This window comes from Paraburkholderia terricola (genome assembly GCF_003330825.1).
Taxonomy (GTDB): domain Bacteria; phylum Pseudomonadota; class Gammaproteobacteria; order Burkholderiales; family Burkholderiaceae; genus Paraburkholderia; species Paraburkholderia terricola.
The window spans coordinates 2,898,171-2,922,109 of sequence record NZ_CP024941.1; the positions used below are offsets into that span (position 1 = coordinate 2,898,171).

Consider the following 23,939-nt stretch of genomic DNA (forward strand, 5'->3'; position numbering starts at 1 on the left):
CCGGCGACGTCGTCACGCCCGCTCGTCGACGTGCTCGCGTGGCGACACAACGGGGCTTGCAATACAGCGTATGCTTCGACCGAAGGCGCGATCATCGTGTCGTCGCGAGCGGCGGCGGCGCTGAATTCCCGGCAATGCGTCGCAGCTTGGCCCACTCTTCCAGGAGCCCGACAGCATGACTGAAAAAACCATCAAGATCCCCGGCCCCGACCATCCGATCACCGTCGAACCGGCCAACGCGCGCGTCATCGTGACCGTGGCCGGTCGCGTGATCGCGGATACGAACAAAGCGCTGGCGCTGCGTGAAGCGTCGTATCCGGCGGTGTATTACATTCCGCGCGACGATGTCGACATGGCGCTGCTCGAACGCACCGATCACGCAACTTATTGTCCCTACAAAGGCGATTGCGCTTACTACAGCATTGCGATCGGCGGAGAGCGCGCGGTGAATGCGGTATGGACGTACGAGTCGCCTTATGCGGCCGTGAAGGAGATCGCGCGGCATCTCGCGTTCTATCCCGAGCGGGTCGATTCGATCGACGTGCAGCCGGTAGCTTGAGAGGCAATGCGCGGGAATGCGCGCAAGATTGAAGTACGGCAGGAGGGACTCGAACCCACCACCCTCGGCTTAGAAGGCCGATGCTCTATCCAGCTGAGCTACTGCCGTAATGAAGAGAGGCGATGCTACGCCAGGCTACGGCGTACAACGTGCATCACCCGCAATGAGAACCCGCGATCGGGAATTGGAATTGTGTGGGATCGCGCCACACGCGGTCGTGGCATACCGAAATTCTAACTGACCGGCGCGGAGACTGGAAATCTCGCTCCGCGGGGTCGTCGGCATTCGTCATAGCCACGCCGGAAAACAAACAGGCCCGGCGGGTTGAGCCGGGCCCGGATTATAACCGATCGCTCCTTGCCCGCCAGCACGCGGGCGCGCAACGAGGGCGGACCTCGAACGCGATCAGACCGGTTGCGGATGCAACAGGAACCAGCCGAGAAACACGATCCCCGCGATCACGCAGTACACGCCGAACGAAGCCAGACGTCCGCGACCTTCGAAATAGCGCATCAGGAAACGCACGCTCAGATACGCGGCGATCGCGGTAAGCACGCCGCCCAGCAGGGCGTCCGCCAGTTGACCGGGCGCATGAAAGAGCTTCGGCAATTCGAGCAGGCCCGCCGCGAAAATGATCGGCGTGCCGAGCAGAAACGAGAACTCGGCGGCCTTCTCCGTGGTCAAGCCGGCCGCATTGCCGGCGATCATCGTCAGACCGCTGCGCGAAAAACCGGGAATCAGCGCGCCGACCTGAGCCAGCCCGACGAGAAACGCCTGGCGGAACGTCATCTTCTCCGGCGGCTGATGCGCGCGCGAGCGTTGCAGGCGGTCGCCGAACCACAGCAGCACGCCGTTGACGATCAGCGCGATCGCGACGATGCGCAGGTCGTGAAAAATCAGTTCGAGCCGTTTCTCGAGCAGCAGCCCGACGATACCCGCCGGAATCGTGCCGATGATGAGCGCCCACATCATGTGCGCGTCGTCATTGCGACGGCCGCCGAACGAGGCGAAGAAGCCGCGCACCAGCGCGCACCAGCGCTCGCGGAAGTACCACAGCAGCGCGAACGCGGTGCCGAGGTGCAACGCGACGAGAAACGGCAGCAACTGCGGCGCGTGCTTGTCGATATGCATGTCGAACAATGCGGGCACCAGCAGCGTATGACCGAGACTGCTCACGGGAAACAGTTCGGTGACGCCTTGCAGCACGCTCAGAAAGATCAGAAACGACAGGTTCACGCGGCGGTCCTTGTAAGGAAAATGTCGGGGGAACAGCGCGCCGCAAAGGAGTGACCGGCGCGTCAAAAGCGCGTCGATTATGCCTGGCTGCAATGTCAGCGCCAAGCGTTTGAGCCTCGATCGGGGGAAATATTGATGCGCTGCGTCACAACTGGAAACCGTTGTTACGCGCCGGAAAAGAAACGGGCCGCCGTGAACGGCGACCCTGTCATCATGAGAAATTCGTGAGCTTCAAGCGACCGGCTTCACGCCGGCGCGTAATGGCGGGCCGGCAGGCGAAACGAAAGGTGGGATCAGCGCTCGAGCTGGTAGAAAAAGTAGACCGTGCTTGCTGCGAACATGCCGAACAGTGCGACACCCATTGCCATTGCGAGATCCATTACGCCCTCCTGAGCCGGTCTCGCCCGGTGTTCTGATCACCGGGCAGTGAGACGGATTATCTGCAAGGAAGCCCCTTGTGCGACACCCGCAATTTCCCCAGAAGGGTTTCCCCGTAGCACAAAGCGGCGCAAAATCTTCGTCTGACAACGCACATATTCGGCGTTGTCGGGCGTCCGGCACGTTCGTGAGGTATGCGTCGGATGCGTCTACCAACCTTCAACCCAATCTGATCAACCAGCCCATCGACATGCCCCTTTCCCCGCAACAGGACATTCTCGAAATCGCCCAGGACGCCTCCGTGCTCCGCTTCGCGCCGCAAGCCGGCGGCCGTCTGTTGTCGTGGACGATCGACGGCGAGGCCGTGATTCATTGGCCCGAGCACGCCGACTGGAGTCAGCCCGCGCGGATCCGTGGCGGCAATCCGCTGCTGTTTCCGTTTCTCGGCCGCCATCGTGTCGACGGCAAGATCGGCTATTGGCGCGACGCCGCGGGCGCGGTGCGCGAGTTGCCGATGCACGGCTTCGCGCGCGACCTGCCGTTCGACGCCCATGCCGACGTTCATGGCGCCGGCCTGCGCATGGTGCTGACCGACAACGCCGCGACGCGCGTCTTCTATCCGTTCGGCTTCCGGTTCGAGGCGGTCTACACCCTGATCGACGCAGCCACGCTCGAAGTCACGCTGCGCACCGCCAACACCGGCGACGCGCGGCTGCCCTACTACGCCGGCCATCACTTTTACTTCACGCTGCCGCACACACAGCGCGGCGAGACCTCGCTGGAACTGCCGCGCACCGAACGCCGCCATCAGCAGGACGACGGTTCGATCAGCGCCGCCGAGCCGGGCGAAGCGCGCTACACGCTCGACGAGGCGCGCATTCATGACCGGTTCCATTGCCTCGTCGGCGACCCGGATCAGCCGGTGCGGCTCATCGCGCCTGGTCTCAACCGGCTCGTCACCATCGATCTGCAGCGGCCGGACTCGGTGCCCTGGTACGCCGTCACCACGTGGACGGAAGCCGCTGATTCCGACTTCTACTGCGTCGAGCCGTGGCTGGGACTGCCGGATGCGATCCACAACGGCATGGGTTTGCGCTGGCTCGAACCGGGACAAACCGAGGCGGCCACGCTGCGTATCAACGTCGGCAAGCTGCGCTGATGGCGGCTTTCACGTCGAGCGACGCGCGGTGGATGGGGCCGCGTTGCGCCGCGTTTCATGCCGCGCGTGGTCTTGTCGCTGCCCGTTTTTCGCGTGTTGCAACGCAAAACCGTTAGAATCGGACGCTTTGCATCCACCTGCCGCGTGATCGGGATCGGCGCGCGGCAGCGCTTTGCGAGGTCCAATGCGGGGAACAACAAGAATGATCAAACGGCTCGCCTGCGCGTCGTTGGTGGCGCTGCTCGTCGCGTGCGGGTCGGCGCCGGTGGCGCCAGGCTTCTATCGGGTCGAACGGGGCGATACGCTGTCGAAAATCGCGCGCAGCAACCGGCAATCGGTGCAAAGCATCGTGCGCTGGAACAATCTGACCAACCCGGACAGCATCGAGGTCGGCCAGGTGCTGCGCGTCGTGCCGCCAGGCGGAGCATCGACGAGCGGCGCGACACGCAGCAACGGCGGCGCGAGCGCTTCGGCGTCGCCGCGCCCGGCGCCGGCCTCGGAGGACAGCGCGCCGTCGTCCGCGCCGGCTTCCGCGATCTCGCTGATCTGGCCGGCCGACGGCACCGTGATCCGGCGTTTCGACGGCGCCAATTCCAAGGGCATCGATATTTCGGCGGCCGCGGGCACACCGGTGGTCGCCGCGGCGGCCGGCACGGTCGTGTATGCGGGCAACGGTTTGCGCGGTTACGGCAATCTGCTGATCCTCAAACACAATGCCGAGTACCTGACCGCTTATGCGCACAACCGCGTGCTGCTGGTGAAGGAAGGCCAATCGGTCGCGCGCGGCGAAAAGATCGCCGAGGTGGGCAACACCGATACCGATCGTGTCATGCTGCACTTCGAGTTGCGCTATCAGGGCCGCTCGATCGATCCGTCGAAGGCGCTGCCGCCCAGATAGGGGCGTCTGAAGCGCTGGCACGCACCCTGCGTCCGCGGTCGAGGGAACCTCGCGTGCTACGCTCTTTCTCGACACGCGACGTGGCCGTGCGCCACGTCTTTCCCGTCATCTGTGAGGAATCTGTCATGAAGAGCGCATTTGCGTCCGTCGCGACCGCGGCGGCGATCGGTCTTGGCCTGCTGACGCTCGGCGGGCTCGGCGGCTGCTCCAGCACCACCACCATGACCTACCTGCCTAGCGGCGAAACCGGCTTTGCAATCAACTGCAGCGGCAGCGACGCCAGTTCCAGTTGGGGCGAGTGCTACAAGCGCGCCGGCGAAGTCTGCGGCAATTACGGCTACGACGTCGTTTCAAAAGACGTCGACAGCGGCGGCACTTCCGGCGGCTCGGTCGGCGGGATTTTCGGCGCGAATGTGAAGAACCGATCGATGGTGATTCGCTGCAAACAGTGACGGCCCGGCCCGCAACAAGCGGCACCGCTGGCACTGGCAGCGGCGGCAGATCCGCCGGAACCGGCAGGCATTAGCGCCTCCGCCGCCTTCGCGAGCGCGGACGGAGGCCGCAGCGAAATCCAAACCGCGCGCGCGACGACGCCCTTGGCGAGGCGCCAAAAAAATCAAGCACGTCGGGAGCGATAAAAAGGGATGTCACTTTCACGATCGACGGCGTATGAATCGGAGCAAAAAAAAGCCCGGCACGAGGCCGGGCTAACGGGGGTTCGGCGCATATCGGCAAAGGACCGGTTCACCATGCGCCAGAACGAAATCTAACAACTCGCTTTTACAAGCGCAATATATTAATTTCTCACGCAATGTGATGCGGCGTACGGATTCCGCATTATGTGAACCAGAAACGCCGGCAATAACCACGCTCAATCCACGCACCATTTCGTCCGGCAAAGCGATTAAGCGCGCCGAAGAAAATCCGTGCATCGCCCGACAGACGGGGCACCCATGCTTATACCCAAAGCGCGTTCAAAAACCCTGAAGAAAGACTAAAAACCGATTTTGGCGAGGCGCACCCGGCATAATCGTGGCGCATTTCGCGCCGCTCAGACTTGGTGCGCAAACACACCAACGCGGGCATTTAATCCGCGTTGATCCGTACGAATAAATCGAGGGAATTTCGTCACAAGAAAAATTCGCGAATGGCGAAATAATTAAAATTTGGTAATAACATACAAATTGCGAAGTTTTAAAACCATTATTCATTCTACCAATGGAATGATATGCGCGTCGCCCGTCGATTCGAACCGGCCATTGGTCTCGCCCGGCCGGCTAAAACCCCGGCTCACATGACTCGCAAACCGAGTTCGGTGACCAGCACCGCAGCTTGATGATGCGAAATCGTCGCGCCCTTGAAGAGCGCCGCATCGACAAGCCGCACGCCGCTCAAATCGGCTTCGCGCAAATCGGCGCCGTCGAAGCGCGCGCCCTTCAGATGCGCGTCCTTCAGGCTGCCGCCCTCGAAAATCGCCTCGCGGAAATCGACGCCGGCGAGATCGGCGTCCGAGAAATCGAGTTGCTGGAGCGTGGCCTTGCGAAACGACAGGCCGCGCAAATGCGCGCCCACCAGCAAGCTCTCGACGAAGCTCAAGCCAAGCGCGGCGCAAGCCTCGAAATTCGCGCCCGTCAGCTTGCAGCCGTGAAACGACGCCGACGCGAGCTTGGCGCGCCGCCAACTGGTGTTGTTCAGATCGCTCGACTGGAACGCCGCGTCGACCAGGTCGGCGGACGCGAAATCCGCCTCGCGCCCACGGCAACGGACCCAGCGCGTCTGCGAGAGCGTCGCGCCGAAAAACGAGGTCTCCACAATCGTGCAGCGATGAAATTCGGCGCCGCGCAGATCGAGCCGCGACAGATCGGCGCCTTCGAAATCACAGTCGGCGAAATGAAGCGGCTGCCGGGGCGGCTCGCTATCGCTCGCGCGATTCGCCGCGATGAGGCGCTCCACGTCGGCCCGCGCAAGCGTGGCGCCGAGCACTTGATGAGCTTGCGCGCCCGCAGCCGGCGCCGTTGAATCCAGTGACATGAGGGTTCAGAATCAGAATTTCGCAAGACCCAAAGCCTACCGGAATGCGCGCCGCCCTGGCGGTCCGCGCCAATGGTTTATAGTGACGGCCCGTCAAAAACGCGCGAACGATGACTTCCAACGACGCCACCCACAGCCCGCTGTACGCGAAACTGCTCGCCGAAACCGCCAAGATCGGCTGGCCCGAACTCGAACGCTTTTTCGCGCGCGGCATGCTGCTGCGCGTCGCACGCGACCTCGATCTGGTCAGCGTCGCCGAAGCCATCGCCAGCGACGACACCACGCAGGTCACGCAATGGCTGTCCGCCGGCCTCGTCGAACGCGTGCAGGCGGAAACCGCCGCGGATTTCGCCGCGCGCGATCCCGATCTGTGGGCAGTGGTCGTCTCTCCTTGGGTGTGCGTGCAGGAACGCGGTTGAGCGAACCCGCGCACGGTCCGAAGGAAGCCCCCTTGGGAGACGGCGCGGGCGCTGCCATGCCCGCCGTGCCCGCGCACTGGCATCGCCGGGTGCTGACGCTGGCGTTTCCCATCGTCCTCGCCAATCTGACGCAGCCGATTCTCGGCGCGGTCGACACCGCCGTCGCCGGCCATCTCGACGGCGCGTCGTATCTCGGCGGCGTGGCGCTCGGCGGCGTCTTTTTCAACTTCGTGTTCTGGGGCTTCGGCTTTTTACGCATGGGGACCACGGGCCTCGTCGCGCAAGCGCATGGTGCGCGCGACGAGGCCGGGCTGCGCAACGACGTCGTGCGCGCGCTGCTGCTCGCAGCCGCGATCGGCGCGGCGGTGCTGGCGCTGCAAATGCCGCTGATCGAGTACACGTTGCGCGCGATCGGCGGCAGCGAGGCCGTGCAGCATCAAGCGCGCATCTACTGCCACGCGCGCATCTGGGCGGCCCCGCTCGCGCTCGGCAATTACGTCGTGCTCGGCTGGCTGCTCGGCACGCAGCAAGTGCGACTCGCGCTGCTCTCGCAAGTGTTCATCAACAGCGTGAACATCGTGGCGGTACTGCTCTACGTGCATGGCTTCGACTGGGGCGTGGCCGGCATCGGCGCCGCGACCGCCACGGCCGACGCGCTCGGCTTCGTGCTCGGCGCCGCGCTGCTGTGGCGCGGCCGGCCGCGCGGTTTGCCCGCGCTGAACCGCGCGGCCTTGCTCGACGCGGCGGCGCTCAGGCGTCTGGTGGTGCTCAATCGCGACATCTTCGTCCGCACGCTGTGCCTGCTTCTGTCGTTTGGCTGGTTCGCGCATCTCGGCGCGAGCCAGGGCGACGCCATCCTCGCCGCCAACGCGCTGCTGCTGAATTTTCAAACCTTCATGGCCTACGGACTCGACGGCTTCGCGCACGCCGCCGAAGCGCTCGTCGGCGCGGCGATCGGCGCGCGCGACCGGCACGGCTTCAGACAGGCCATTAGCGTGACGGCGCTGTGGTCCGCGCTCGGCGCGCTGGGTTTCTCGCTCGTGTATTGGGGCGCGGGCGCATGGATCGTCGAGCGACTGACCGATCAGGCCGCGGTGCGCGCCGCCGCTGAAACGTATCTGCCTTGGGCCGCGTTGTCGCCCGTGGTGTCGGTGTGGGGCTTCGTGCTCGACGGCGTGTTCATCGGCGCGACGCGAACGCGCGAACTGATGATGTCGATGGTGGTGTCGTTCGCGGTGTTCGTGGCGGCGTCGTGGCTGTTGCTGGCGCTCTTCGGCAATCACGGTTTGTGGGCCGCGATGCTGATCTTCATGGCCGCGCGGGGCGTGACGCTCGCGCGCTATCTGCCGGGCATCGTGCGCGGCATGGCGGGTGCGAACGGCTAGCCGTCGATTGTGCGTCCGCTTGGCATGCCTTTGTTGCAACGCGAATCTGGCGCGAGACGGTGCTTTGCGCCTGCCGCCAAGACGTGACGCGCAGCGATCTCATGCATTCCGGCCGCGGCGCGGTGATGGCTTGAAACAGGCGCATGCGTGTCGCGCATGAGATGGGCTCTGGAATGACCGCAGCCCGCGCGCTCCGTGCGAACTGCATGCGTAACTGTGAGCGCGCGCGCGTCGGCGCTTTCGCTTTGATCTTCAGTCGACGCTCAAGGCGAGACCGGCGCGGGCACCATCGAGGGCGGCCGATTGTCGGTGGGCACCCCGTGATAGTCGGCGGGATCTTGCGGCGGCGGACCGCCGTGACGGCCGGGACCGTTCGCACAGCCGGCGAGGCCAGCGACCAGCAGCAGCACAACCAATGGGACGCGAATCATGGACACCAATCTCTCTCGAAACAGAATGAAGTAGCGGCAGCAAGCGCAAACCTGACGCGCTTCCAACCAGGCGCCGAGAGTCTACCCGCAAAGCACATTCCTCGCCGCCGCGATAAGCGAGGTACATCCCTGAACGACGCCTGGACACACCGCGACGGATTTCGGTTTCCCGTATTGCGGCAAGCGCTCTTCGGCTCCCAAATCGCCGGGCGTGACCTACTATTGATGTCACAGGCGCACGTCATAGGAGACTGCCATGGACGCTGAATCGATCGCAGGTCTGGTCGGGCTCGCAATAGGTCTGCTCGTGCTGCTGGCGCTGTCGATTTTCGAATCGCGGGAATACAAGCGCGAGCACCACGGCGAAGGCATGCTGCATCACTGGGTCACCCATCAGCACATGCATATGCCGCACTGGATGCGTCGCCGGCACTGAACAGGGTACTCGCGCTCGTTCGGCCTTTTCGTGGATTCGGTTGACAACGCGGTAGCGACTCCGGGGCCAAACGGGAACCGCATTGGCACCCGACGGCGCGGCGCTCGCGCCCGTCGTTTCGTTTGACCACTACGACGCCTGGATCGCCGCGGCTACCGCGCGCCGGCTACGATCGTTATCGGCCCGCCCCGGCTGCAAATGCCTTGCATGCACGCCGTCGCCCCTCAAACGCCGCCCCGAATACAAGGCGCCGCGCGCGCAAGTTTTTCCTGCCTGCAGTGGCATGAAAACACCGTCGCCCCACAACGCGCAGCCACACGCCCGGCGGCTTGCCCTGCCCGCCTTGTTCCCCGATAGGCACGTGCCTTGCTCCCTCACACCTGAAGGCGCGCATGCCGCGCGCCGATCGTCCCGGCGTGCATGCGCCGACCATCAGACCATGTGGCCCAGCCTCTGAGGGCCGGACAGGAGAACTCGAATGACCATCGGAACCATACTGCTTATCGTGCTCATCCTTCTGCTGATTGGCGCATTGCCGAGTTGGCCGTACAGCAGCGGTTGGGGCTATGCGCCGACCGGCGTGATCGGCATCGTCTTGATCATCGTGATCGCATTGCTCGTGATGGGGCGGCTATAGAAGCATGGCCGCGCGCTGCCTTTTCGCGCCGGCGCAATTCGTGATTGACTCTGGCACCCAATGCCAGATAAAATCTCGGATTCGTCGGAGCGTAGCGCAGCCTGGTAGCGCATCTGATTTGGGATCAGAGGGTCGAAGGTTCGAATCCTTTCGCTCCGACCACGAAAAGCAATACGAAACCCGCGTCGCCTCCGGCTTCGCGGGTTTTTGCTTTTGGGCGTTGCATTTGCTATCGGGCGTTGCACTTGCGATCCGGGTGATCGCGCATTTCACTTAGGAATCGATGAGGGCATCGACTTGCGGACTCGCAACGCCGCATGCGACAGTGAGTGAAAAATGGGCGGAAAACCGGCGCAGCCACCCTGGCCGCAACCCGGACCAACCTGAGCAACCAGAATCAAGGAGACATGCATGGACCTGATTCTCTGGCGTCACGCCGAAGCCGAAGACTTTGCCGCCAGCGATCTGTCCCGGGCGCTCACTACCCGGGGCCGCAAGCAGGCGCAAAACGTCGCCAAATGGCTGCGCGCGCGGCTGCCCGACGACGCCGTGGTCCTCGCGAGTCCGGCCGTGCGCACCATTCAAACCGCGGAGACCTTGAGCGACCAGTATCGCGTGATGCGCGAACTCGCGCCCAACGCCAGCGCCAATGACGTGCTCGAGGCGGCCGGCTGGCCCAAGGGCATCGCGCAAACGGTGGTGGTGGTCGGCCATCAACCCACGCTCGGCCACGTCGCCGCGCGGCTCGTCGGCAACAGCGAGGCAAGCTGGCCACTGAAAAAAGCCGGCGTATGGTGGATCGCGAGCCGTGAACGCGACGGTGATGAACAGGCCGTGCTGCGCGCCGCGATCAGTCCCGATCTGATCTAGGCAAGGCAACATTCAAAGCCCGCGCAACAACGCGTGCCGCCAGCGCAAAACCCACGCGCGAAAGCGCGGCATGGCGAGCCGCAAGCTCCTCATGCTTACGGGCAGTCATCCAATCGTCACGGCTTTGCCATGCGAGCGTCACCGGGCGTTACTACATTGGCGAAAAAAGAATTCTCCCTTTTTTCGACCAGGACGCCCCATGCGAGAACTGCCGACGCCTACCCTGCCCCTCGCTTCGATCTTCGAATTGCGTCGTCTGCCGCGCGCCGAAGAGACGGTCACCGCCCAGCATCGCCTGCAAGTCACGTGGGCCCGCACGGATGAAGAGCTGCGCGAGGCGCAGCGTCTGCGCTACCGCGTTTTCGCCGACGAAATGGGCGCGCGCCTGACGGGCCCCACGGGTCTCGACGTCGATGCATTCGACAACTACTGCGATCATCTGCTGGTGCGCGATCTCGACACGCTGAAAGTGGTCGGCACGTATCGCGCGTTGCCGCCACACCAGGCGGCACGCATCGGGCGCCTGTATGCGGAAAGCGAATTCGACGTGTCGCGTCTCACGCACCTGCGCGCGAAGATGGTGGAAGTGGGCCGCTCATGCGTGCATCCCGACTATCGCAGCGGCTCGGTGATCATGTCGCTGTGGGCCGGGCTCGCCGGGTACATGAAACACAACGGCTACGAAACGATGCTCGGCTGCGCGAGCGTCGCGATGGTCGACGGCGGCCACTACGCGGCGAATCTGTATTGCTCGCTGCGCGATAGCGCCATGACGGCGCCGGAATATCGCGCGTTCCCGCACACGCCGTTGCCCGTGGACGAATTGCAAACGGGCGCCGATGTCGCGCCGCCGCCGCTCGTGAAGGGTTATCTGCGTCTGGGCGCGAAGATTTGCGGCGCGCCCGCATGGGATCCCGACTTCAACACCGCGGACTTCCTGACGCTGTTCCGTCTGTCCGACATCAATGCGCGTTACGCCCGCCACTTCCTCGGCGATGCGATGCCGCGCTGAGCAGCGGCGATGTTCAAAAAGAAAAGCCCGGCAATGACCGGGCTTTTCTTTTTTCACCGACGATGAGACGCGCTTCAATCGTCGGTATAAACCACCCGATACGGGATGCCAACCTTCTCCCATTCCGCAGCTTCCTGGATCAGGCTGTAATCGGTCAGCGGATTGTTCGCCACCCATTCGTTCGGCAGACGCACCTCATAGCCGCCGTTGGCCTGCGCAACCGCGATATTCGGCAAGCCGACATCCGCACGCCGACGGCACAACAGCGCCGCGAGCCGCAGACAGAAGAGCAGCGGCCATTCCACTTCACGCGTTTGCGAGAGCTTGCCGAGCTTGCCCGCGTGACCGAGCACGAGCGCGGCGAGCCGCGCCTGGTCGGTGCGTGAAAAACCCGGCATGTCCGCGTTGCTGGCGATATAGGCCGAATGCTTGTGATACGCGCTGTGCGAAATCGATAGCCCGATTTCATGCAGCGCCGCCGCCCAACCGAGGAACATGCGGTTTTCCAGCCGGCGTTCCTCGTCCGGCTCCGCGAACTGGTCGTAAAAACGCACCGCGAGTTCGCCGATACGCCCGGCCTGCGCACGATCCACGCCATAGCGGCGCATGAAGCCCTCCACCGTGACCGTGCGCATGTCTTCGTGCTGCGAACGGCCCAGCAGGTCGTACAACACGCCGAGGCGCAGTGCGCCGTCTGTCGTATCGACGTAATCGACGCCGAGTTCGTCGAACACCGCGATCATGATCGACAGGCCGCCGGCCAGCACCGGCACGCGATCGCTCTTCAACGCGACGAGCTTCAAACGATTGACGTTCTCCGCCTTGATCAACGCGCGCTTGAGCCGCTCCAGCCCGCCGCGCGAAATGCCGTGGGTGACGCCCGGATCGTTGAAGCCGTTGGCCTCGACCAGTTCGGCCAACGCGCGCGCGGTGCCGGATGATCCGATCGCCTGCTCCCAACCGGTTTTCTTGTATTCGGCGGAAATGATCTGGATTTCGCGGCCCGCGGCGAGTTCGGCCTGGCGCATCGTGTATTCGTCGACATTGCCTGCCGGGAAGAACGTCCGGCTATGGCTCACGCAGCCGATGTACAGGCTCTCCATCTTGATCGGCGTGTAATGCGAACCGATGATGAATTCCGTCGAGCCGCCGCCGATATCGACCACGAGGCGCTTGCCGGCGCTGGCGGGCACCGAGTGCGCGGCGCCCGCGTAGATGAGGCGGGCTTCCTCGCGTCCGGCGATCACCTCGATCGGGAAGCCGAGCGCGGCTTGCGCCTCACCGAGAAATTCGCCCGCGTTCTTGGCGATGCGCAGCGTATTGGTGGCGACCGCGCGAACGTGGTCGGGATGAAAGTCGCGCAGCCGCTCGCCGAACCGCTTGAGCGCGTCCCAGCCGCGCACTTGCGAGGCGCGATCGAGCATCTTGTCGCGCGACAGACCGGCGGCAAGACGCACCGGCTCACGCAATGCGTCGACCTGATAGATCTGGCTACCCGCGTCGGTTTCCTCGACCCGGCCCACGATCAGACGGAAGCTGTTGGAGCCGAGGTCGACGGCGGCGAGGAGTTGTGGCGTATTGACCATCGGGTAAGCGGACTCCATGCGCGCGAGCGCGGCGGCGGTGGATGCGGAAGACACCGGATGCTCACCCGGCGCTTTGGGCGTCTTGTGGCCGGCCGCGCTGTTCAAAGACGCCATTCTAAGCGTACGGGGCCTCACGATGTCACCTCGCAGCAATGGGGTGCCCCATGGTCCCATATGCACTGCGTCATATTGACGACACGCGGCGAATACGGCGTAGAATTTATAACATCGAGAATGTCATAACCTTGTCATCATACTGTGAGAATTTCCGAGCGTCTTTTCGCGTCTCTACCTGATCCTCCATTCTCGCTGCCGATGTCCATCCGCTACCCGTTATTGAATCGCGAACTGGGCATTCTGGGTTTCAACGAGCGTGTGTTGGCGCAAGCAGCCGACCCCGCCGTTCCTTTGCTCGAACGCCTGCGCTTCATTTGCATCACCAGTAGCAATCTCGACGAATTTTTCGAAGTCCGCATGGCCGGACTGCAGGAACAGATGCGCGATAACCCCGGCGCGTTGTCGCCGGACGGCATGTCGTTGCAGCACGTCTACGACCTCGTGGTCGAGCGCGCGCAGAAGCTCGTGCATCGTCAATACACCATGCTGCACGATACGGTGCTGACCGCGCTCGAAGCGGAAGGCATCTACTTTCACGGCACCGAAGCATGGAACGAAGCGCAGACCGAATGGGCGCGCGACTATTTCTTCAATGAACTGCTGCCGGTGCTCACGCCGATCGGGCTCGACCCCGCGCACCCGTTTCCGCGTGTGCTCAACAAGAGCCTGAACTTCGTCGTCGAACTCGAAGGCAAGGACGCGTTCGGCCGCCAGGCGATGATGGGCATCGTGCAAGCGCCGCGCGCACTGCCGCGGCTCGTACGCATGCCGCAGGAACTGTCGGGCTATCCGCATGGTTTCGTGCTGCTCAGTTCGCTGTTGCAGCGCTTTGTCGGCGAGCTGTTTCCGAACCTGGTGGTGCGAAGCTGCAATCAGTTTCGCATCACGCGCAATAGCGAACTGTTCGTCGACGAAGACGAGATCACCAATCTGCGCGTCGCGTTGCAGGGCGAATTGCCGGCGCGCCATCTGGGTAATGCGGTGCGGCTGGAAGTGTCGGCGGAAACGCCGGCGCATGTCGTGCGGCGCCTGCTCGACGAGAGCAGCCTCACCACCAAGGATTGCTATTTCGCCGACGGCCCCGTCAATCTCGTTCGGCTCATGCAATTGCCGGAGATGGTGGACCGGCCCGACCTGAAGTTCGTGCCGCACATCCCTTCGATTCCGCCGCAGATCGCCAACAGCACCAGCCTGTTCGACGTGATCGATCAGGGCGACGTGCTGCTGCATCATCCGTATGAGAGCTTCCAGCCGGTGCTGGAACTGCTGTTGCAGGCGGCAAAAGATCCGAACGTGGTGGCGATCAAGCAAACCATCTATCGCACCGGCACCGACTCGCCGCTCATGGACGCGCTGATGCAAGCCGCGCGCAACGGCAAGGAAGTCACGGTGGTGGTCGAACTGCTCGCGCGCTTCGACGAGGAAACCAACATCAATTGGGCGGCGCAGCTCGAAGCGGTGGGCGCGCACGTCGTGTATGGCGTGGTGGGCCACAAGTGCCACGCGAAGATGATGCTGATCGTGCGGCGCGTGTCGGCCGGCGGCAAGACCACGTTGAAGCGCTATGTCCACCTCGGCACCGGCAACTATCATCCGCGCACCGCGCGTCTTTATACCGACTTCGGCCTGATGACCGCCGATCAGAAGATCTGCGAAGACGTGCACCACGTGTTCCAGCAACTGACCGGCATCGGCGGCGAACTGAAGCTGCACGAACTGTGGCAATCGCCGTTCACGCTGCATCCAAAACTCGTTGAAGCGATTCGCGCCGAGGCCGAGCATGCGCGCGCCGGCAACAAGGCGCGCATCGTCGCGAAGATGAACGCGCTGCTCGAACCCACCGTGATTGCCGAGCTATACGAAGCGTCACAGGCGGGCGTGAAGATCGATCTGATCGTGCGCGGCGTGTGTTCGTTGCAGCCGGGCGTGCCGGGGCTGTCGGAGAACATCACGGTACGCTCGATCGTCGGGCGCTTTCTCGAACATCATCGTATCTATTACTTCTACGACGGCGGCAAGGAACAGGTTTATCTGTCGAGCGCCGACTGGATGGACCGCAATTTCTTCCGTCGTGTCGAAGTCGCGTTTCCGATCAACAACCGGCGCCTGAAGCGGCGTGTGATCGCCGAAGGTCTGTCGGCGTTTCTCGGCGACAACCAGTCCGCGTGGCTGATGCAAAGCGACGGTCACTATCGGCGTCGCCGGCCGGGAAAATCGTCGCGCAATGCGCAGATGAGTTTGCTGGGGAAGTTCTGCCCGTGAGCTGACGGTCGTGGCGCTCGCTTCGGTGAGCGTGAACCGGCCATACGCCGGCCACACGCCGGCCACACGCGATATAAAGCCCGCCTTGCGTTCTTGCCAGGCGGGCTTGTCTTTTCAGCCGCTGCGCGCGCCGCTCAAGCCGGCGCCGGTTGCCGGCGCGCCGTGCGATATGTCGGAAAGCGCACGGTGAAGGTACTGCCGCGGCCTTCCTCGCTCTTCACTTCGAGTTGTGCATCGTGCCGTTGCAGCACGTGCTTGACGATCGCGAGGCCCAGGCCCGTGCCGCCCGTGTCGCGTGAGCGGCTGCGATCGACGCGATAGAAGCGCTCGGTCAGCCGCGGAATGTCCGCCGCCGGAATGCCCAAGCCGCTATCGGTGACGGAGAACACCGCGCCGCCGCCGCTCGCCTGCCAGTTCACCCTGATCGCGCCGCCGTCCGGCGTGTAGCGAATCGCATTCGTCACGAGATTGCCGAGCGCGCTGAGGATTTCCGTTTCCACGCCGGTCACGGTGAGGCCCTCGTCGACGTCGAACGCGATCTTGTGATGATCGCTCGACAGGCTTTCCGCATCGTGCTTCAGATGCCGCAGCACCGCGCGCATGTCGATCATCTGATCGCTCGGCGGCTTGTTGTCGCCCTCGAGCTTGGCGAGCACCAGCAGATCGTTGACGATGTGGCGCATGCGCGAGGCCTGCTGCTCCATCAGTTCCAGATAACGCCCGCGTTCGGCTTCGTTCAGCGGCAATTCGCGCATCGTCTCGAGGAAACCGGAGAGCACCGTGAGCGGCGTTTTCAGTTCATGCGAGACGTTGGCGACGAAGTCGCGCCGCATGGCGTCGGTGCGCTCCAGTTCGGTGATGTCTTGCGACAGCACCAGCTTGCGGTTTTCGCCGTAGGGAAACACCTGCACCGACAGCACGTTCTGGCGCTTGTCGCCCATGCCGCGCATGATCAGCATTTCTTCGTAGCGATGCGAATTCAGGTAGCGGACGAAATCGGGCTGACGCACCAGATGCGTGATGTGCTGACGCAGATCGCGCTTCGCGTCGAGACCGAAATGCAGTTCGGAAATCGCGTTGCACCATTCGATCTGGTCGTGATCGTCGAGCATCGCGACACCGTTCGGCGACGCCTGGATCGCCTGAATGAAACGCGAATGCTGCTGCTCGACTTGGCGCACCTGAGCGTGCCAGCGCTTCGCGAGCTTATGCAGACGGTAGTAGATTTCGCCCCAGATGCCGGGGGCGCTCGGCACCTCGCCGTAAACCGGCGCGTCGAGCAGGCGCCAGAGCTGCTGCTTGTGGAAAGTGCTGAAGAAGCTCTGCGCGAGCAGCAAGACGATCGCGAGGACGAGTGCCGCCTTGACGTTCACGAGCGCGCCGACCACCACGCACAGAACAGCCAGCAGCACGACCGACACGATGGAGCGCGCCCAGATGATGTTCATGGTCTAGCGATCGAGAGGAAGGACGTATGCGCCGGGGCGGCGAGTTCAGGCGCTCTTCGCAAGCCGGTAGCCGCTGCCGCGCACCGTCTCGATCATAGCATCGCACCCGGCCGGCTTGAGCGCCGCGCGCAGGCGCTTGATGTGCACGTCCACCGTGCGTTCCTCGACGAATACATGATCGCCCCACACCTGATCGAGCAGTTGCGTGCGGCTATGCACGCGCTCCGGGTGCGTCATGAAGAAGTGCAGCAGACGGAATTCGGTCGGACCGAGGTCGAGCTTGATCTCGCTGCCTTCCGCATGCGCGGCCACGCGATGCGTCGCCGGATCGAGCTTCAGGCCGTTGATCGCGACCACGTCCTCGGTAAGCTGCGGCGCGCGGCGGCGCAGCACCGCCTTGATGCGCGCCATCAGTTCCTTGGGCGAGAACGGCTTGGTGACGTAGTCGTCCGCGCCGATTTCGAGGCCGAGCACCTTGTCCTGCTCATCCCCACGCGCGGTCAGCATGATGATCGGAATGTGCCTGGTCCGCTCGTTGCTGCGTAGGTCGCGCGCGAACGCAATGCCGGACTTGCCCGGCAGCATCCAGTCGAGCAGGACGAGATCGGGCAACACGTCGCTGATCAGGTTTTGCGCCTGCTCCGCGTTGTACGCGCGAATCGGGCAGTGTCCGGCGTGTTGAAGATTCACCGAAATCAGTTCGGAAATGGCGGGCTCATCTTCAATGACGAGAATGCTGCTGGGCATCGGCACCTCTGGTCCTTATCTTTGGATTAACTGAGCGCTTCGCGTTCGAGCGCGTCGCGCGACTTGTGCCGCACGTCGGTGCCCTTCACGATGTAGATGATGAATTCGGCGATGTTCTTCGAGTGGTCGCCGATCCGTTCGATCGCCTTGGCGATGAACAGAAAATCGAGGCCCACCGAAATCGAACGCGGATCTTCGGTCATGTACGAAATCAGCTTGCGAACGAACGCGCGGAATTCCTCGTCGATCGCCTTGTCGTCGCGCACGATCTGCGCGGCGGCCACCGTGTCGAGACGCGCGAACGCGTCCAGCGCGCGGCGCAGAATCGACACCGCCATTTCGCCCGACAGTTTGATCTCGGCGATATTGATGGTGCGCGACGCGCCGTCTTCCATCAGCCGCTTGGTGCGCTTGGCGATTTTTTCGGCTTCGTCGCCGGCGCGTTCGAGATTCGTGATGGTCTTGGAAATCGCGATCAACAGGCGCAGGTCGCGCGCGGCCGGCTGACGGCGCGCGATGATGTTGCTGCACTCCTCGTCGATTTCAATTTCCATCGTGTTCAGGCGCTCTTCGGCGGCGATCACCTGTTCGGCGATGTCGAGATCGAATTCGTTGAGCGCCCGCATGGCGTTGACGATCTGCGATTCGACGAGGCCGCCCATTTCGAGCACCTTCGAGGAAACCAGATTCAGGTCGGCGTCGAACTGGCTGGACAGGTGTTTATCGGACATGTCGTACTCCGTTATTGTGCTCGGCGGTTTAGCCGAAGCGGCCAGTGATGTAATCCTCGGTTTCCTTGCGGACCGGCTTGATAAAGATCTTTTCGGTGTCGCCGAACTCGATCAGTTCGCCAAGGTACATATAGGCAGTGTAGTCCGAACAGCGGGCCGCCTGTTGCATGTTGTGCGTGACGATCACCACCGTGTAATCGCTCTTCAGTTCGGCGATCAATTCCTCGATACGGCCCGTCGAAATCGGATCCAACGCTGAGCACGGTTCGTCGAGCAACAGCACTTCGGGACGGATCGCGATACCGCGCGCGATGCACAAACGCTGCTGCTGACCGCCCGACAACCCATAGCCGCTCTGGCCGAGCTTGTCCTTCACTTCGTTCCACAGCGCGGCCTTCGTTAGCGCCCATTCCACGCGGTCGTCCATCTCCGAGCGCGGCAGCGTCTCGAACATCTTCACGCCGAACGCGATGTTGTCGTAGATCGACATCGGGAACGGCGTCGGCTTCTGGAACACCATGCCGATCCGCGCGCGCAGCAGCGAGATATCGCGCTTCGAGGTCAGCAGGTTCTCGCCGTCCATCAGGATCTCGCCTTCGGCGCGTTGCTCCGGATAGAGCGCATACATCTTGTTGAAGGTGCGCAACAAGGTCGACTTGCCGCAACCCGACGGGCCGATGAACGCGGTCACCTTGCCTTCGGGAATCCGCAGGTTGATGTTCTTCAGCGCGTGATACTTGCCGTAGAAGAAGTTGAGGTCGTTGACCTCGATCTTCGGGCGCGACTGAGCTTGCGCCTGACCGCTCTGGGCGGGATCGAAACCGGCGGGCGCGGTCGGGCGCGAAATCGGATTGAGTTGAGTTTCTGCCATATTCATCGGATTACACTCCGCCCTTACTTGTTCGAGAAGATCGTGCGCGCGAGGATGTTCAATCCCAGCACCGCGAGCGTGATCAGGAAGACGCCGGCCCACGCGAGTGATTGCCACTGCGCGAACGGGCTCATCGCAAACTTGTAGATCGTGACCGGCAGATTCGCGACCGGCTGGCCCATGTCGAGCGAGAAGAACTGGTTCGACAGCGCCGTGAAAAGCAGCGGCGCGGTTTCGCCGGCGATGCGCGCGATCGCGAGCAGCACGCCGGTGACGATACCGGCGACCGACGCCTTCAGCGTGATCGACAGCACCATCTTCCACTTCGGCGTGCCGAGCGCGAAAGCGGCTTCACGCAGCGCGTTCGGCACCAGCTTCAGCATGTTTTCGGTCGTGCGGATCACGATCGGAATCTGCAGCAAGGCGAGCGCGAACACGCCGGCCCAGCCACTGAAGTGGCCCATCTTCGCGACCACGAGTGCGTAGACGAACAGACCCACGACGATCGACGGCGCCGACAACAGAATGTCGTTGATGAAACGCGTGACGCTGGCGAGCCAGCCTTTCTGCCCGTATTCGGCGAGATAGACGCCCGCCAGGATGCCGATCGGCGTGCCGACGAAGGTCGCGAGCACAACCAGCATCACGCTGCCGACGATCGCATTGGCGAGCCCGCCGCCATCGGTGTTCGGCGGCGGCGTCGATTGCGTGAACAGTTCGACCGACAAACCGCCGATGCCGAGGCGCAGCGTCGTATAGAGAATCCACACGAGCCACAACAAGCCGAACGCCATCGCCGCGAGCGACAGCGTCAGCGCGACCGCGTTCTTCATGCGGCGGCGGCCCTGCAGGCGCACGCGCATGGCTTCGAGCGCGACGGCGTCGTTCGAGCCGGGCATATTCAGACTGGACTGGCTCATTTCGCGCCCTCCCCTTTCTCGAGGCGAAGCAGCATCATTTTCGAAATCGCCAGCACGATGAAGGTGATCACGAACAGGATCAGGCCGAGCTCCATCAGCGCCGACGTATGCAGGCCAGGATCGGCTTCGGCGAATTCATTGGCGAGCGCCGAGGTAATACTGTTGCCCGGCGAAAACAGCGAGACGTTGTCGAGCAGATTGGTGTTGCCGATCACGAAGGTGACCGCCATCGTCTCGCCGAGCGCGCGGCCGAGGCCCAGCATCACCCCGCCGATCACGCCGCTCTTGGTGAAGGGCAGCACGATCTTCCACATCACTTCCCACGTCGTGCAGCCGATGCCGTACGCCGATTCCTTCAGCAGCACCGGCGTGACTTCGAACACGTCGCGCATCACCGAGGCGATGTACGGAATGATCATGATCGCGAGAATCACGCCCGCGCACAGAATGCCGATGCCGATCGGCGCACCCTGAAACAACGCGCCCACCACCGGAATACCGCCGAGCACCGCGCCGAGCGGCTTCTCGAACCACGTCGCGAAGATCGGCGCGAACACCAGCAGGCCCCACATGCCGTACACGATCGACGGAATCGCGGCGAGCAGTTCGATCGCGATGCCGAGCGGCCGGCGCAGCCACGCGGGCGCGAGTTCGGTGAGGAAAAGCGCGATGCCGAAGCTGACCGGCACCGCGATGATGAGTGCAATGAGCGAGGTCGCGACCGTGCCGTAGATGGGCACCAGTGCGCCGAATTGCTTGCTGGGTGGATCCCATTCGGCGGTCCACAGGAAGGCGAGGCCGAACTGCTTGATCGAGGGCAACGAGGCGACGATCAGCGAGACGATGATGCCGCCGAGCAGCAGCAACGTGACGATGGCCGCAAGGCGTGCGAGGCCGCCGAAGATGATATCGCCGGCGCGGCTGGGCGCTTTCTGCTGCGACGCGCTGCCGGGCGGGGTCGAACGCGACGAGCCGGACGCTAAATGGATATCGGACATGAGAGCCTGATGGATCTGTTTCCAGTTGCCGTACGACACTTGTCGCGCGGCGATGTTGCCGGTCAATGCCGTTGGCCGTCCTCGCGCGAGGACGGCCAACGTGTTACGCGATGCGACTGTCTACCGCTTTAATTACTCCGCGAGCGGCTTGCCCGCGGCGTCCTTCACCTTCGACTTCCACTGCGTGCGGATTTCCGATACCACCGACTCCGGCAGCGAGATGTAGTCCAGATCGTTGGCGGCTTGCGTGCCGTTCTTGAATGCCCAGTCGAAGAACTTCAGCGTTTCGGAGCCTTGCGGCGCCTTTTCCTGCGTCGTGTGAACCAGCACGAACGTCGCGCCGACGATCGGCCATGCGTTCTTGCCCGGCTCGTTCGTCAGGATCTGGTAGAACGACTTCGACCAGTCCGCGCCCGCTGCCGCTGCCTTGAAGGTTTCCGTCTTCGGCTCGACGATCGTGCCCGTCGAATTCTTCAGTGCGACATACGTCATGTGGTTCTGCTTGGCATACGCCCATTCCACATAGCCGATTGCGCCCGGCAGACGTTGCACGAAGGCGGCGACGCCGTCGTTGCCCTTGCCGCCCGTGCCCGTCGGCCAGTTGACCGTCGAACCTTCACCGACCTTCGACTTCCAGTCGGCGTTGACCTTCGACAGATAGTTCGTCCAGATGAAGCTGGTGCCCGAACCGTCGGCGCGGCGCACCACGGCGATGTCGGTATCCGGCAGCTTGACCTTCGGGTTCAGCGCGACGATCGCCGGGTCGTTCCACTTCTTGATCTTGCCCAGGTAGATGTCGCCGAGCACTTCGCCCGACAGCGTCAGTTCAGCCGGCTTCACGCCCGGCACGTTGACGACCGGCACCACGCCGCCCACCACCGTCGGGAACTGGAACAGGCCTTCCTTGGCGAGTTCTTCGTCCTTCAGCGGAGCGTCCGAACCGGCGAAGTCGACGGTCTTCGCGACGATCTGCTTCACGCCGCCCGACGAACCGATGCCCTGGTAGTTAACCTTACCGCCGCCGGACTTCTGGTAGGCGTCGGCCCATTTCGTGTAAATCGGTGCTGCGAAGGTGCTGCCCGCGCCGGTGATGTCTGCGGCTTGCGCTGCGATCGCGAAAAGCGCGCCAGCGACGCCAGCGAACACGGTTTGCATCAATTTCATGAGACCTCCAAGGTGTGAGCGGTGTGAGCGAGTAACACGAACACCGCGAAGCTTAGGGTCTCTTTGTGACAGTAACGTGACCGACCGTGAAACTCGCGTGACAGTCTGTTTACGGATGTGAAAGGCGTTTTGTTCGGTGAAAGCGCCGGTTTTGCGTCGCTCTACAGATTAGGCGAAAAAGATGGGGCGCGAACGTTTGCGTGTGCGCGGGAGGGGATTTTTAGGTGGCGGTGGGCGTTGGGACGATCCGAGCATCGTCCCAACGCCGTGCAGGAAACCGTGGTTCAGGCGGTCGCTTCCTTGACCGCGCCGGCGATCGATTCAGCATGCAGCAGCGCGTCGTCGACCTTTTCGGCTTCGACCATCACGCGCAGCACGGGCTCGGTGCCCGAGGCGCGGATCAGCACGCGCCCACGGCCATTCAGCGCGCCCTCGGCCGTGCTGATGGCGCGGCGGATCGCGTCGCTGCCCTTCCAGTCGGCGCCAGGCTTCATCCGCACGTTGATCAGCTTCTGCGGAAACAGCGTGACGCCGTCGAGCAGCTCGGCGAGCGTCTTGCCGCTGCGCTTCATGGCCGCCAGCACGAGGAGCGCCGAGACGATGCCGTCCCCGGTGGAATGGCGGTCGAGCGAGAGAATATGGCCGGAGCCTTCGGCTCCGAGTTGCCAGCCGTGTTCACGCAACTGCTCCAGCACGTAGCGGTCGCCCACCGCCGCGCGCACGAATTTCACGCCGGCTTTTTGCAGCGCGACTTCGACAGCCATGTTGGTCATCAAGGTGCCGACCGCGCCTTCCACGTTGCCGTCGGTGGCGATGCGGTCCTTGACCAGCACGTACAGCAGTTCGTCGCCGTTATACAGGCGGCCGGCGGCGTCCACGACCTGCAGACGGTCGGCGTCGCCGTCGAGCGCGATGCCGAGATCCGCGTGGTTGGCTCGCACCGCGCGCATCAGCGCGTCGGGCGCGGTCGCGCCGACGCCGTCGTTGATGTTGAAGCCATTCGGCGCGACGCCGATCGGGATCACGTCGGCGCCGAGTTCGTGGAAGACATGCGGCGCGACGTCATACGCGGCGCCGTGCGCGCAATCCACCACCAGCTTCAGGCCGCGCAGATCGAACGCAGCCGGAAACGTGCTCTTGCAAAACTCGATGTAGCGGCCGGCCGCGTCGTCGAGACGCCGTGCCTTGCCGAGCTGCTCGGAGGCTGCGCACGCGAGCGGCAGGTCCAGTTGCTCCTCGATTTGCGCTTCCACTTCGTCGGGCAGCTTGTTGCCGTCGGCGGAGAAAAACTTGATGCCGTTGTCGTAGTACGGATTGTGCGACGCGCTGATCACCACGCCCGCGGCGAGCCGCAGCGCACGCGTCAGATACGCAATGCCCGGAGTGGGCATTGGGCCGGCCAGCATCACATCGACACCGGCCGCGGAAAAACCCGCTTCAAGCGCGGCCTCGAGCATGTAACCCGACACGCGGGTGTCCTTGCCGATCAGCACCGTGGGCCTCGCGCCCGTTCTCGCCCAGCGGTCCGCGCCCGCCAGCACTTTGCCGGCGGCATAGCCGAGCCGCAAAACAAACTCCGGTGTAATGGGCCCTTCGCCGACCTTGCCCCGAATTCCGTCCGTGCCGAAAAAACGACGTGCCATA

Annotated in this window: 23 protein-coding genes and 2 tRNA genes; 12 read left to right on the forward strand and 13 right to left on the reverse strand. The window is 63.4% G+C overall.

Annotation, left to right across the window (positions count from 1 at the left end; translation table 11 throughout):
- Window positions 1-175 precede the first annotated feature (175 nt).
- Entirely contained in the window at window positions 176-559 is a 384-nt protein-coding gene (locus CUJ90_RS12815; protein WP_073431211.1) for a DUF427 domain-containing protein, read from the forward strand.
- A gap of 34 nt (window positions 560-593) precedes the next feature.
- Here the strand turns inward: CUJ90_RS12815 and CUJ90_RS12820 are convergent.
- Window positions 594-667: transfer RNA gene (locus CUJ90_RS12820), tRNA-Arg, on the reverse strand.
- A 297-nt stretch (window positions 668-964) separates the two neighbouring features.
- Entirely contained in the window at window positions 965-1,795 is an 831-nt protein-coding gene (locus CUJ90_RS12825) for an undecaprenyl-diphosphate phosphatase (protein ID WP_114163551.1), read from the reverse strand.
- Between the two features lie 628 nt (window positions 1,796-2,423).
- On the opposite strand from CUJ90_RS12825, the gene CUJ90_RS12830 reads away from it, so the two are divergent.
- From CUJ90_RS12830 to CUJ90_RS12840, 3 genes are all read left to right on the forward strand, one after another.
- A complete protein-coding gene (locus CUJ90_RS12830; protein ID WP_114163552.1) occupies window positions 2,424-3,332 on the forward strand; it encodes an aldose epimerase family protein in 909 nt (302 codons plus the stop codon).
- A 184-nt stretch (window positions 3,333-3,516) separates the two neighbouring features.
- Window positions 3,517-4,230 (forward strand): peptidoglycan DD-metalloendopeptidase family protein, encoded by a 714-nt coding sequence (locus CUJ90_RS12835; protein ID WP_073431208.1) that lies wholly within the window; start codon window positions 3,517-3,519, stop codon window positions 4,228-4,230.
- Between the two features lie 125 nt (window positions 4,231-4,355).
- Window positions 4,356-4,682 (forward strand): hypothetical protein, encoded by a 327-nt coding sequence (locus CUJ90_RS12840; protein WP_073431207.1) that lies wholly within the window; start codon window positions 4,356-4,358, stop codon window positions 4,680-4,682.
- An 838-nt stretch (window positions 4,683-5,520) separates the two neighbouring features.
- On the opposite strand, the gene CUJ90_RS12845 is transcribed toward CUJ90_RS12840, so the two are convergent.
- Window positions 5,521-6,261 (reverse strand): pentapeptide repeat-containing protein, encoded by a 741-nt coding sequence (locus tag CUJ90_RS12845; RefSeq protein WP_114162955.1) that lies wholly within the window; start codon window positions 6,259-6,261, stop codon window positions 5,521-5,523.
- A gap of 110 nt (window positions 6,262-6,371) precedes the next feature.
- Here CUJ90_RS12845 and CUJ90_RS12850 point away from each other — a divergent pair, with 110 nt between their 5' ends.
- Together CUJ90_RS12850 and CUJ90_RS12855 are read left to right on the forward strand one after the other, a co-directional pair.
- On the forward strand, window positions 6,372-6,680 hold the full coding sequence (locus CUJ90_RS12850; RefSeq protein WP_073431205.1) for a DUF2288 domain-containing protein: 309 nt from the start codon (window positions 6,372-6,374) through the stop codon (window positions 6,678-6,680).
- Between the two features lie 56 nt (window positions 6,681-6,736).
- Entirely contained in the window at window positions 6,737-8,065 is a 1,329-nt protein-coding gene (locus CUJ90_RS12855; protein ID WP_114162957.1) for an MATE family efflux transporter, read from the forward strand.
- A gap of 263 nt (window positions 8,066-8,328) precedes the next feature.
- Here the strand turns inward: CUJ90_RS12855 and CUJ90_RS32640 are convergent, their stop codons facing one another.
- Window positions 8,329-8,496 (reverse strand): hypothetical protein, encoded by a 168-nt coding sequence (locus CUJ90_RS32640; RefSeq protein ID WP_208645219.1) that lies wholly within the window; start codon window positions 8,494-8,496, stop codon window positions 8,329-8,331.
- 256 nt (window positions 8,497-8,752) lie between these two features.
- Here CUJ90_RS32640 and CUJ90_RS12860 point away from each other — a divergent pair, with 256 nt between their 5' ends.
- The 5 genes from CUJ90_RS12860 to CUJ90_RS12880 all read left to right on the forward strand — a co-directional run bounded on the left by CUJ90_RS12860 (window position 8,753) and on the right by CUJ90_RS12880 (window position 11,451).
- Complete coding sequence (locus CUJ90_RS12860; protein ID WP_073431204.1) at window positions 8,753-8,932, forward strand: hypothetical protein; 180 nt, start codon at window positions 8,753-8,755, stop codon at window positions 8,930-8,932.
- A gap of 478 nt (window positions 8,933-9,410) precedes the next feature.
- On the forward strand, window positions 9,411-9,569 hold the full coding sequence (locus CUJ90_RS12865; protein ID WP_114162959.1) for a DUF3309 family protein: 159 nt from the start codon (window positions 9,411-9,413) through the stop codon (window positions 9,567-9,569).
- An 85-nt stretch (window positions 9,570-9,654) separates the two neighbouring features.
- Window positions 9,655-9,731, forward strand: a tRNA-Pro gene (locus tag CUJ90_RS12870).
- A gap of 249 nt (window positions 9,732-9,980) precedes the next feature.
- Complete coding sequence (gene sixA, locus CUJ90_RS12875; protein WP_083086622.1) at window positions 9,981-10,439, forward strand: phosphohistidine phosphatase SixA; 459 nt, start codon at window positions 9,981-9,983, stop codon at window positions 10,437-10,439.
- Between the two features lie 199 nt (window positions 10,440-10,638).
- Window positions 10,639-11,451: a GNAT family N-acetyltransferase gene (locus CUJ90_RS12880; protein WP_114162960.1), complete on the forward strand. Its 813-nt coding sequence runs from the start codon at window positions 10,639-10,641 to the stop codon at window positions 11,449-11,451.
- A gap of 74 nt (window positions 11,452-11,525) precedes the next feature.
- Here CUJ90_RS12880 and ppx read toward each other — a convergent pair whose 3' ends face one another.
- Window positions 11,526-13,151, reverse strand: a complete 1,626-nt coding sequence (gene ppx, locus CUJ90_RS12885; RefSeq protein ID WP_073431200.1) for an exopolyphosphatase — start codon at window positions 13,149-13,151, stop codon at window positions 11,526-11,528.
- A 201-nt stretch (window positions 13,152-13,352) separates the two neighbouring features.
- On the opposite strand from ppx, the gene ppk1 reads away from it, so the two are divergent.
- On the forward strand, window positions 13,353-15,416 hold the full coding sequence (gene ppk1 / locus CUJ90_RS12890) for a polyphosphate kinase 1 (protein ID WP_114162962.1): 2,064 nt from the start codon (window positions 13,353-13,355) through the stop codon (window positions 15,414-15,416).
- Between the two features lie 134 nt (window positions 15,417-15,550).
- Here ppk1 and phoR read toward each other — a convergent pair whose 3' ends face one another.
- From phoR to glmM, 8 genes are all read right to left on the reverse strand, one after another.
- Window positions 15,551-16,864 carry a phosphate regulon sensor histidine kinase PhoR gene (phoR, locus tag CUJ90_RS12895; RefSeq protein ID WP_114162963.1) on the reverse strand — a complete coding sequence of 438 codons (1,314 nt, stop codon included), beginning with the start codon at window positions 16,862-16,864 and terminating at the stop codon, window positions 15,551-15,553.
- A 45-nt stretch (window positions 16,865-16,909) separates the two neighbouring features.
- Window positions 16,910-17,611 carry a phosphate regulon transcriptional regulator PhoB gene (gene phoB, locus CUJ90_RS12900; protein ID WP_073431197.1) on the reverse strand — a complete coding sequence of 234 codons (702 nt, stop codon included), beginning with the start codon at window positions 17,609-17,611 and terminating at the stop codon, window positions 16,910-16,912.
- A 26-nt stretch (window positions 17,612-17,637) separates the two neighbouring features.
- Entirely contained in the window at window positions 17,638-18,342 is a 705-nt protein-coding gene (gene phoU, locus CUJ90_RS12905; RefSeq protein WP_073431196.1) for a phosphate signaling complex protein PhoU, read from the reverse strand.
- 28 nt (window positions 18,343-18,370) lie between these two features.
- On the reverse strand, window positions 18,371-19,219 hold the full coding sequence (gene pstB, locus CUJ90_RS12910) for a phosphate ABC transporter ATP-binding protein PstB (protein ID WP_073431195.1): 849 nt from the start codon (window positions 19,217-19,219) through the stop codon (window positions 18,371-18,373).
- 17 nt (window positions 19,220-19,236) lie between these two features.
- Window positions 19,237-20,133, reverse strand: coding sequence for a phosphate ABC transporter permease PstA (pstA, locus tag CUJ90_RS12915; RefSeq protein WP_073431194.1), 897 nt, complete (start codon window positions 20,131-20,133; stop codon window positions 19,237-19,239).
- Window positions 20,130-21,131 (reverse strand): phosphate ABC transporter permease PstC, encoded by a 1,002-nt coding sequence (gene pstC / locus CUJ90_RS12920; protein ID WP_073431228.1) that lies wholly within the window; start codon window positions 21,129-21,131, stop codon window positions 20,130-20,132. Before pstC ends, pstA begins: the two co-directional genes overlap by 4 nt.
- A gap of 132 nt (window positions 21,132-21,263) precedes the next feature.
- Window positions 21,264-22,295: a phosphate ABC transporter substrate-binding protein PstS gene (gene pstS, locus CUJ90_RS12925; RefSeq protein WP_114162965.1), complete on the reverse strand. Its 1,032-nt coding sequence runs from the start codon at window positions 22,293-22,295 to the stop codon at window positions 21,264-21,266.
- A 284-nt stretch (window positions 22,296-22,579) separates the two neighbouring features.
- The gene (gene glmM / locus CUJ90_RS12935; protein WP_073431192.1) at window positions 22,580-23,938 is read right to left on the reverse strand and encodes a phosphoglucosamine mutase; all 1,359 of its coding nucleotides are present in this window, start codon (window positions 23,936-23,938) and stop codon (window positions 22,580-22,582) included.
- Window position 23,939 lies beyond the last annotated feature (1 nt).

Excerpts from the sequence above, each read along its gene's own strand:
- CUJ90_RS12815 (WP_073431211.1), top strand. The coding sequence starts at position 176 with ATGACTGAAAAAACCATCAAGATCCCCGGCCCCGACCATCCGATCACC.
- CUJ90_RS12830 (WP_114163552.1), top strand. The coding sequence starts at position 2,424 with ATGCCCCTTTCCCCGCAACAGGACATTCTCGAAATCGCCCAGGACGCC.
- CUJ90_RS12835 (WP_073431208.1), top strand. The coding sequence starts at position 3,517 with ATGCGGGGAACAACAAGAATGATCAAACGGCTCGCCTGCGCGTCGTTG.
- CUJ90_RS12840 (WP_073431207.1), top strand. The coding sequence starts at position 4,356 with ATGAAGAGCGCATTTGCGTCCGTCGCGACCGCGGCGGCGATCGGTCTT.
- CUJ90_RS12845 (WP_114162955.1), bottom strand. The coding sequence starts at position 6,261 with ATGTCACTGGATTCAACGGCGCCGGCTGCGGGCGCGCAAGCTCATCAA.
- CUJ90_RS12850 (WP_073431205.1), top strand. The coding sequence starts at position 6,372 with ATGACTTCCAACGACGCCACCCACAGCCCGCTGTACGCGAAACTGCTC.
- CUJ90_RS12855 (WP_114162957.1), top strand. The coding sequence starts at position 6,737 with ATGCCCGCCGTGCCCGCGCACTGGCATCGCCGGGTGCTGACGCTGGCG.
- CUJ90_RS32640 (WP_208645219.1), bottom strand. The coding sequence starts at position 8,496 with ATGATTCGCGTCCCATTGGTTGTGCTGCTGCTGGTCGCTGGCCTCGCC.
- CUJ90_RS12860 (WP_073431204.1), top strand. The coding sequence starts at position 8,753 with ATGGACGCTGAATCGATCGCAGGTCTGGTCGGGCTCGCAATAGGTCTG.
- CUJ90_RS12865 (WP_114162959.1), top strand. The coding sequence starts at position 9,411 with ATGACCATCGGAACCATACTGCTTATCGTGCTCATCCTTCTGCTGATT.
- sixA (WP_083086622.1), top strand. The coding sequence starts at position 9,981 with ATGGACCTGATTCTCTGGCGTCACGCCGAAGCCGAAGACTTTGCCGCC.
- CUJ90_RS12880 (WP_114162960.1), top strand. The coding sequence starts at position 10,639 with ATGCGAGAACTGCCGACGCCTACCCTGCCCCTCGCTTCGATCTTCGAA.
- ppx (WP_073431200.1), bottom strand. The coding sequence starts at position 13,151 with ATGGCGTCTTTGAACAGCGCGGCCGGCCACAAGACGCCCAAAGCGCCG.
- ppk1 (WP_114162962.1), top strand. The coding sequence starts at position 13,353 with ATGTCCATCCGCTACCCGTTATTGAATCGCGAACTGGGCATTCTGGGT.
- phoR (WP_114162963.1), bottom strand. The coding sequence starts at position 16,864 with ATGAACATCATCTGGGCGCGCTCCATCGTGTCGGTCGTGCTGCTGGCT.
- phoB (WP_073431197.1), bottom strand. The coding sequence starts at position 17,611 with ATGCCCAGCAGCATTCTCGTCATTGAAGATGAGCCCGCCATTTCCGAA.
- phoU (WP_073431196.1), bottom strand. The coding sequence starts at position 18,342 with ATGTCCGATAAACACCTGTCCAGCCAGTTCGACGCCGACCTGAATCTG.
- pstB (WP_073431195.1), bottom strand. The coding sequence starts at position 19,219 with ATGAATATGGCAGAAACTCAACTCAATCCGATTTCGCGCCCGACCGCG.
- pstA (WP_073431194.1), bottom strand. The coding sequence starts at position 20,133 with ATGAGCCAGTCCAGTCTGAATATGCCCGGCTCGAACGACGCCGTCGCG.
- pstC (WP_073431228.1), bottom strand. The coding sequence starts at position 21,131 with ATGTCCGATATCCATTTAGCGTCCGGCTCGTCGCGTTCGACCCCGCCC.
- pstS (WP_114162965.1), bottom strand. The coding sequence starts at position 22,295 with ATGAAATTGATGCAAACCGTGTTCGCTGGCGTCGCTGGCGCGCTTTTC.
- glmM (WP_073431192.1), bottom strand. The coding sequence starts at position 23,938 with ATGGCACGTCGTTTTTTCGGCACGGACGGAATTCGGGGCAAGGTCGGC.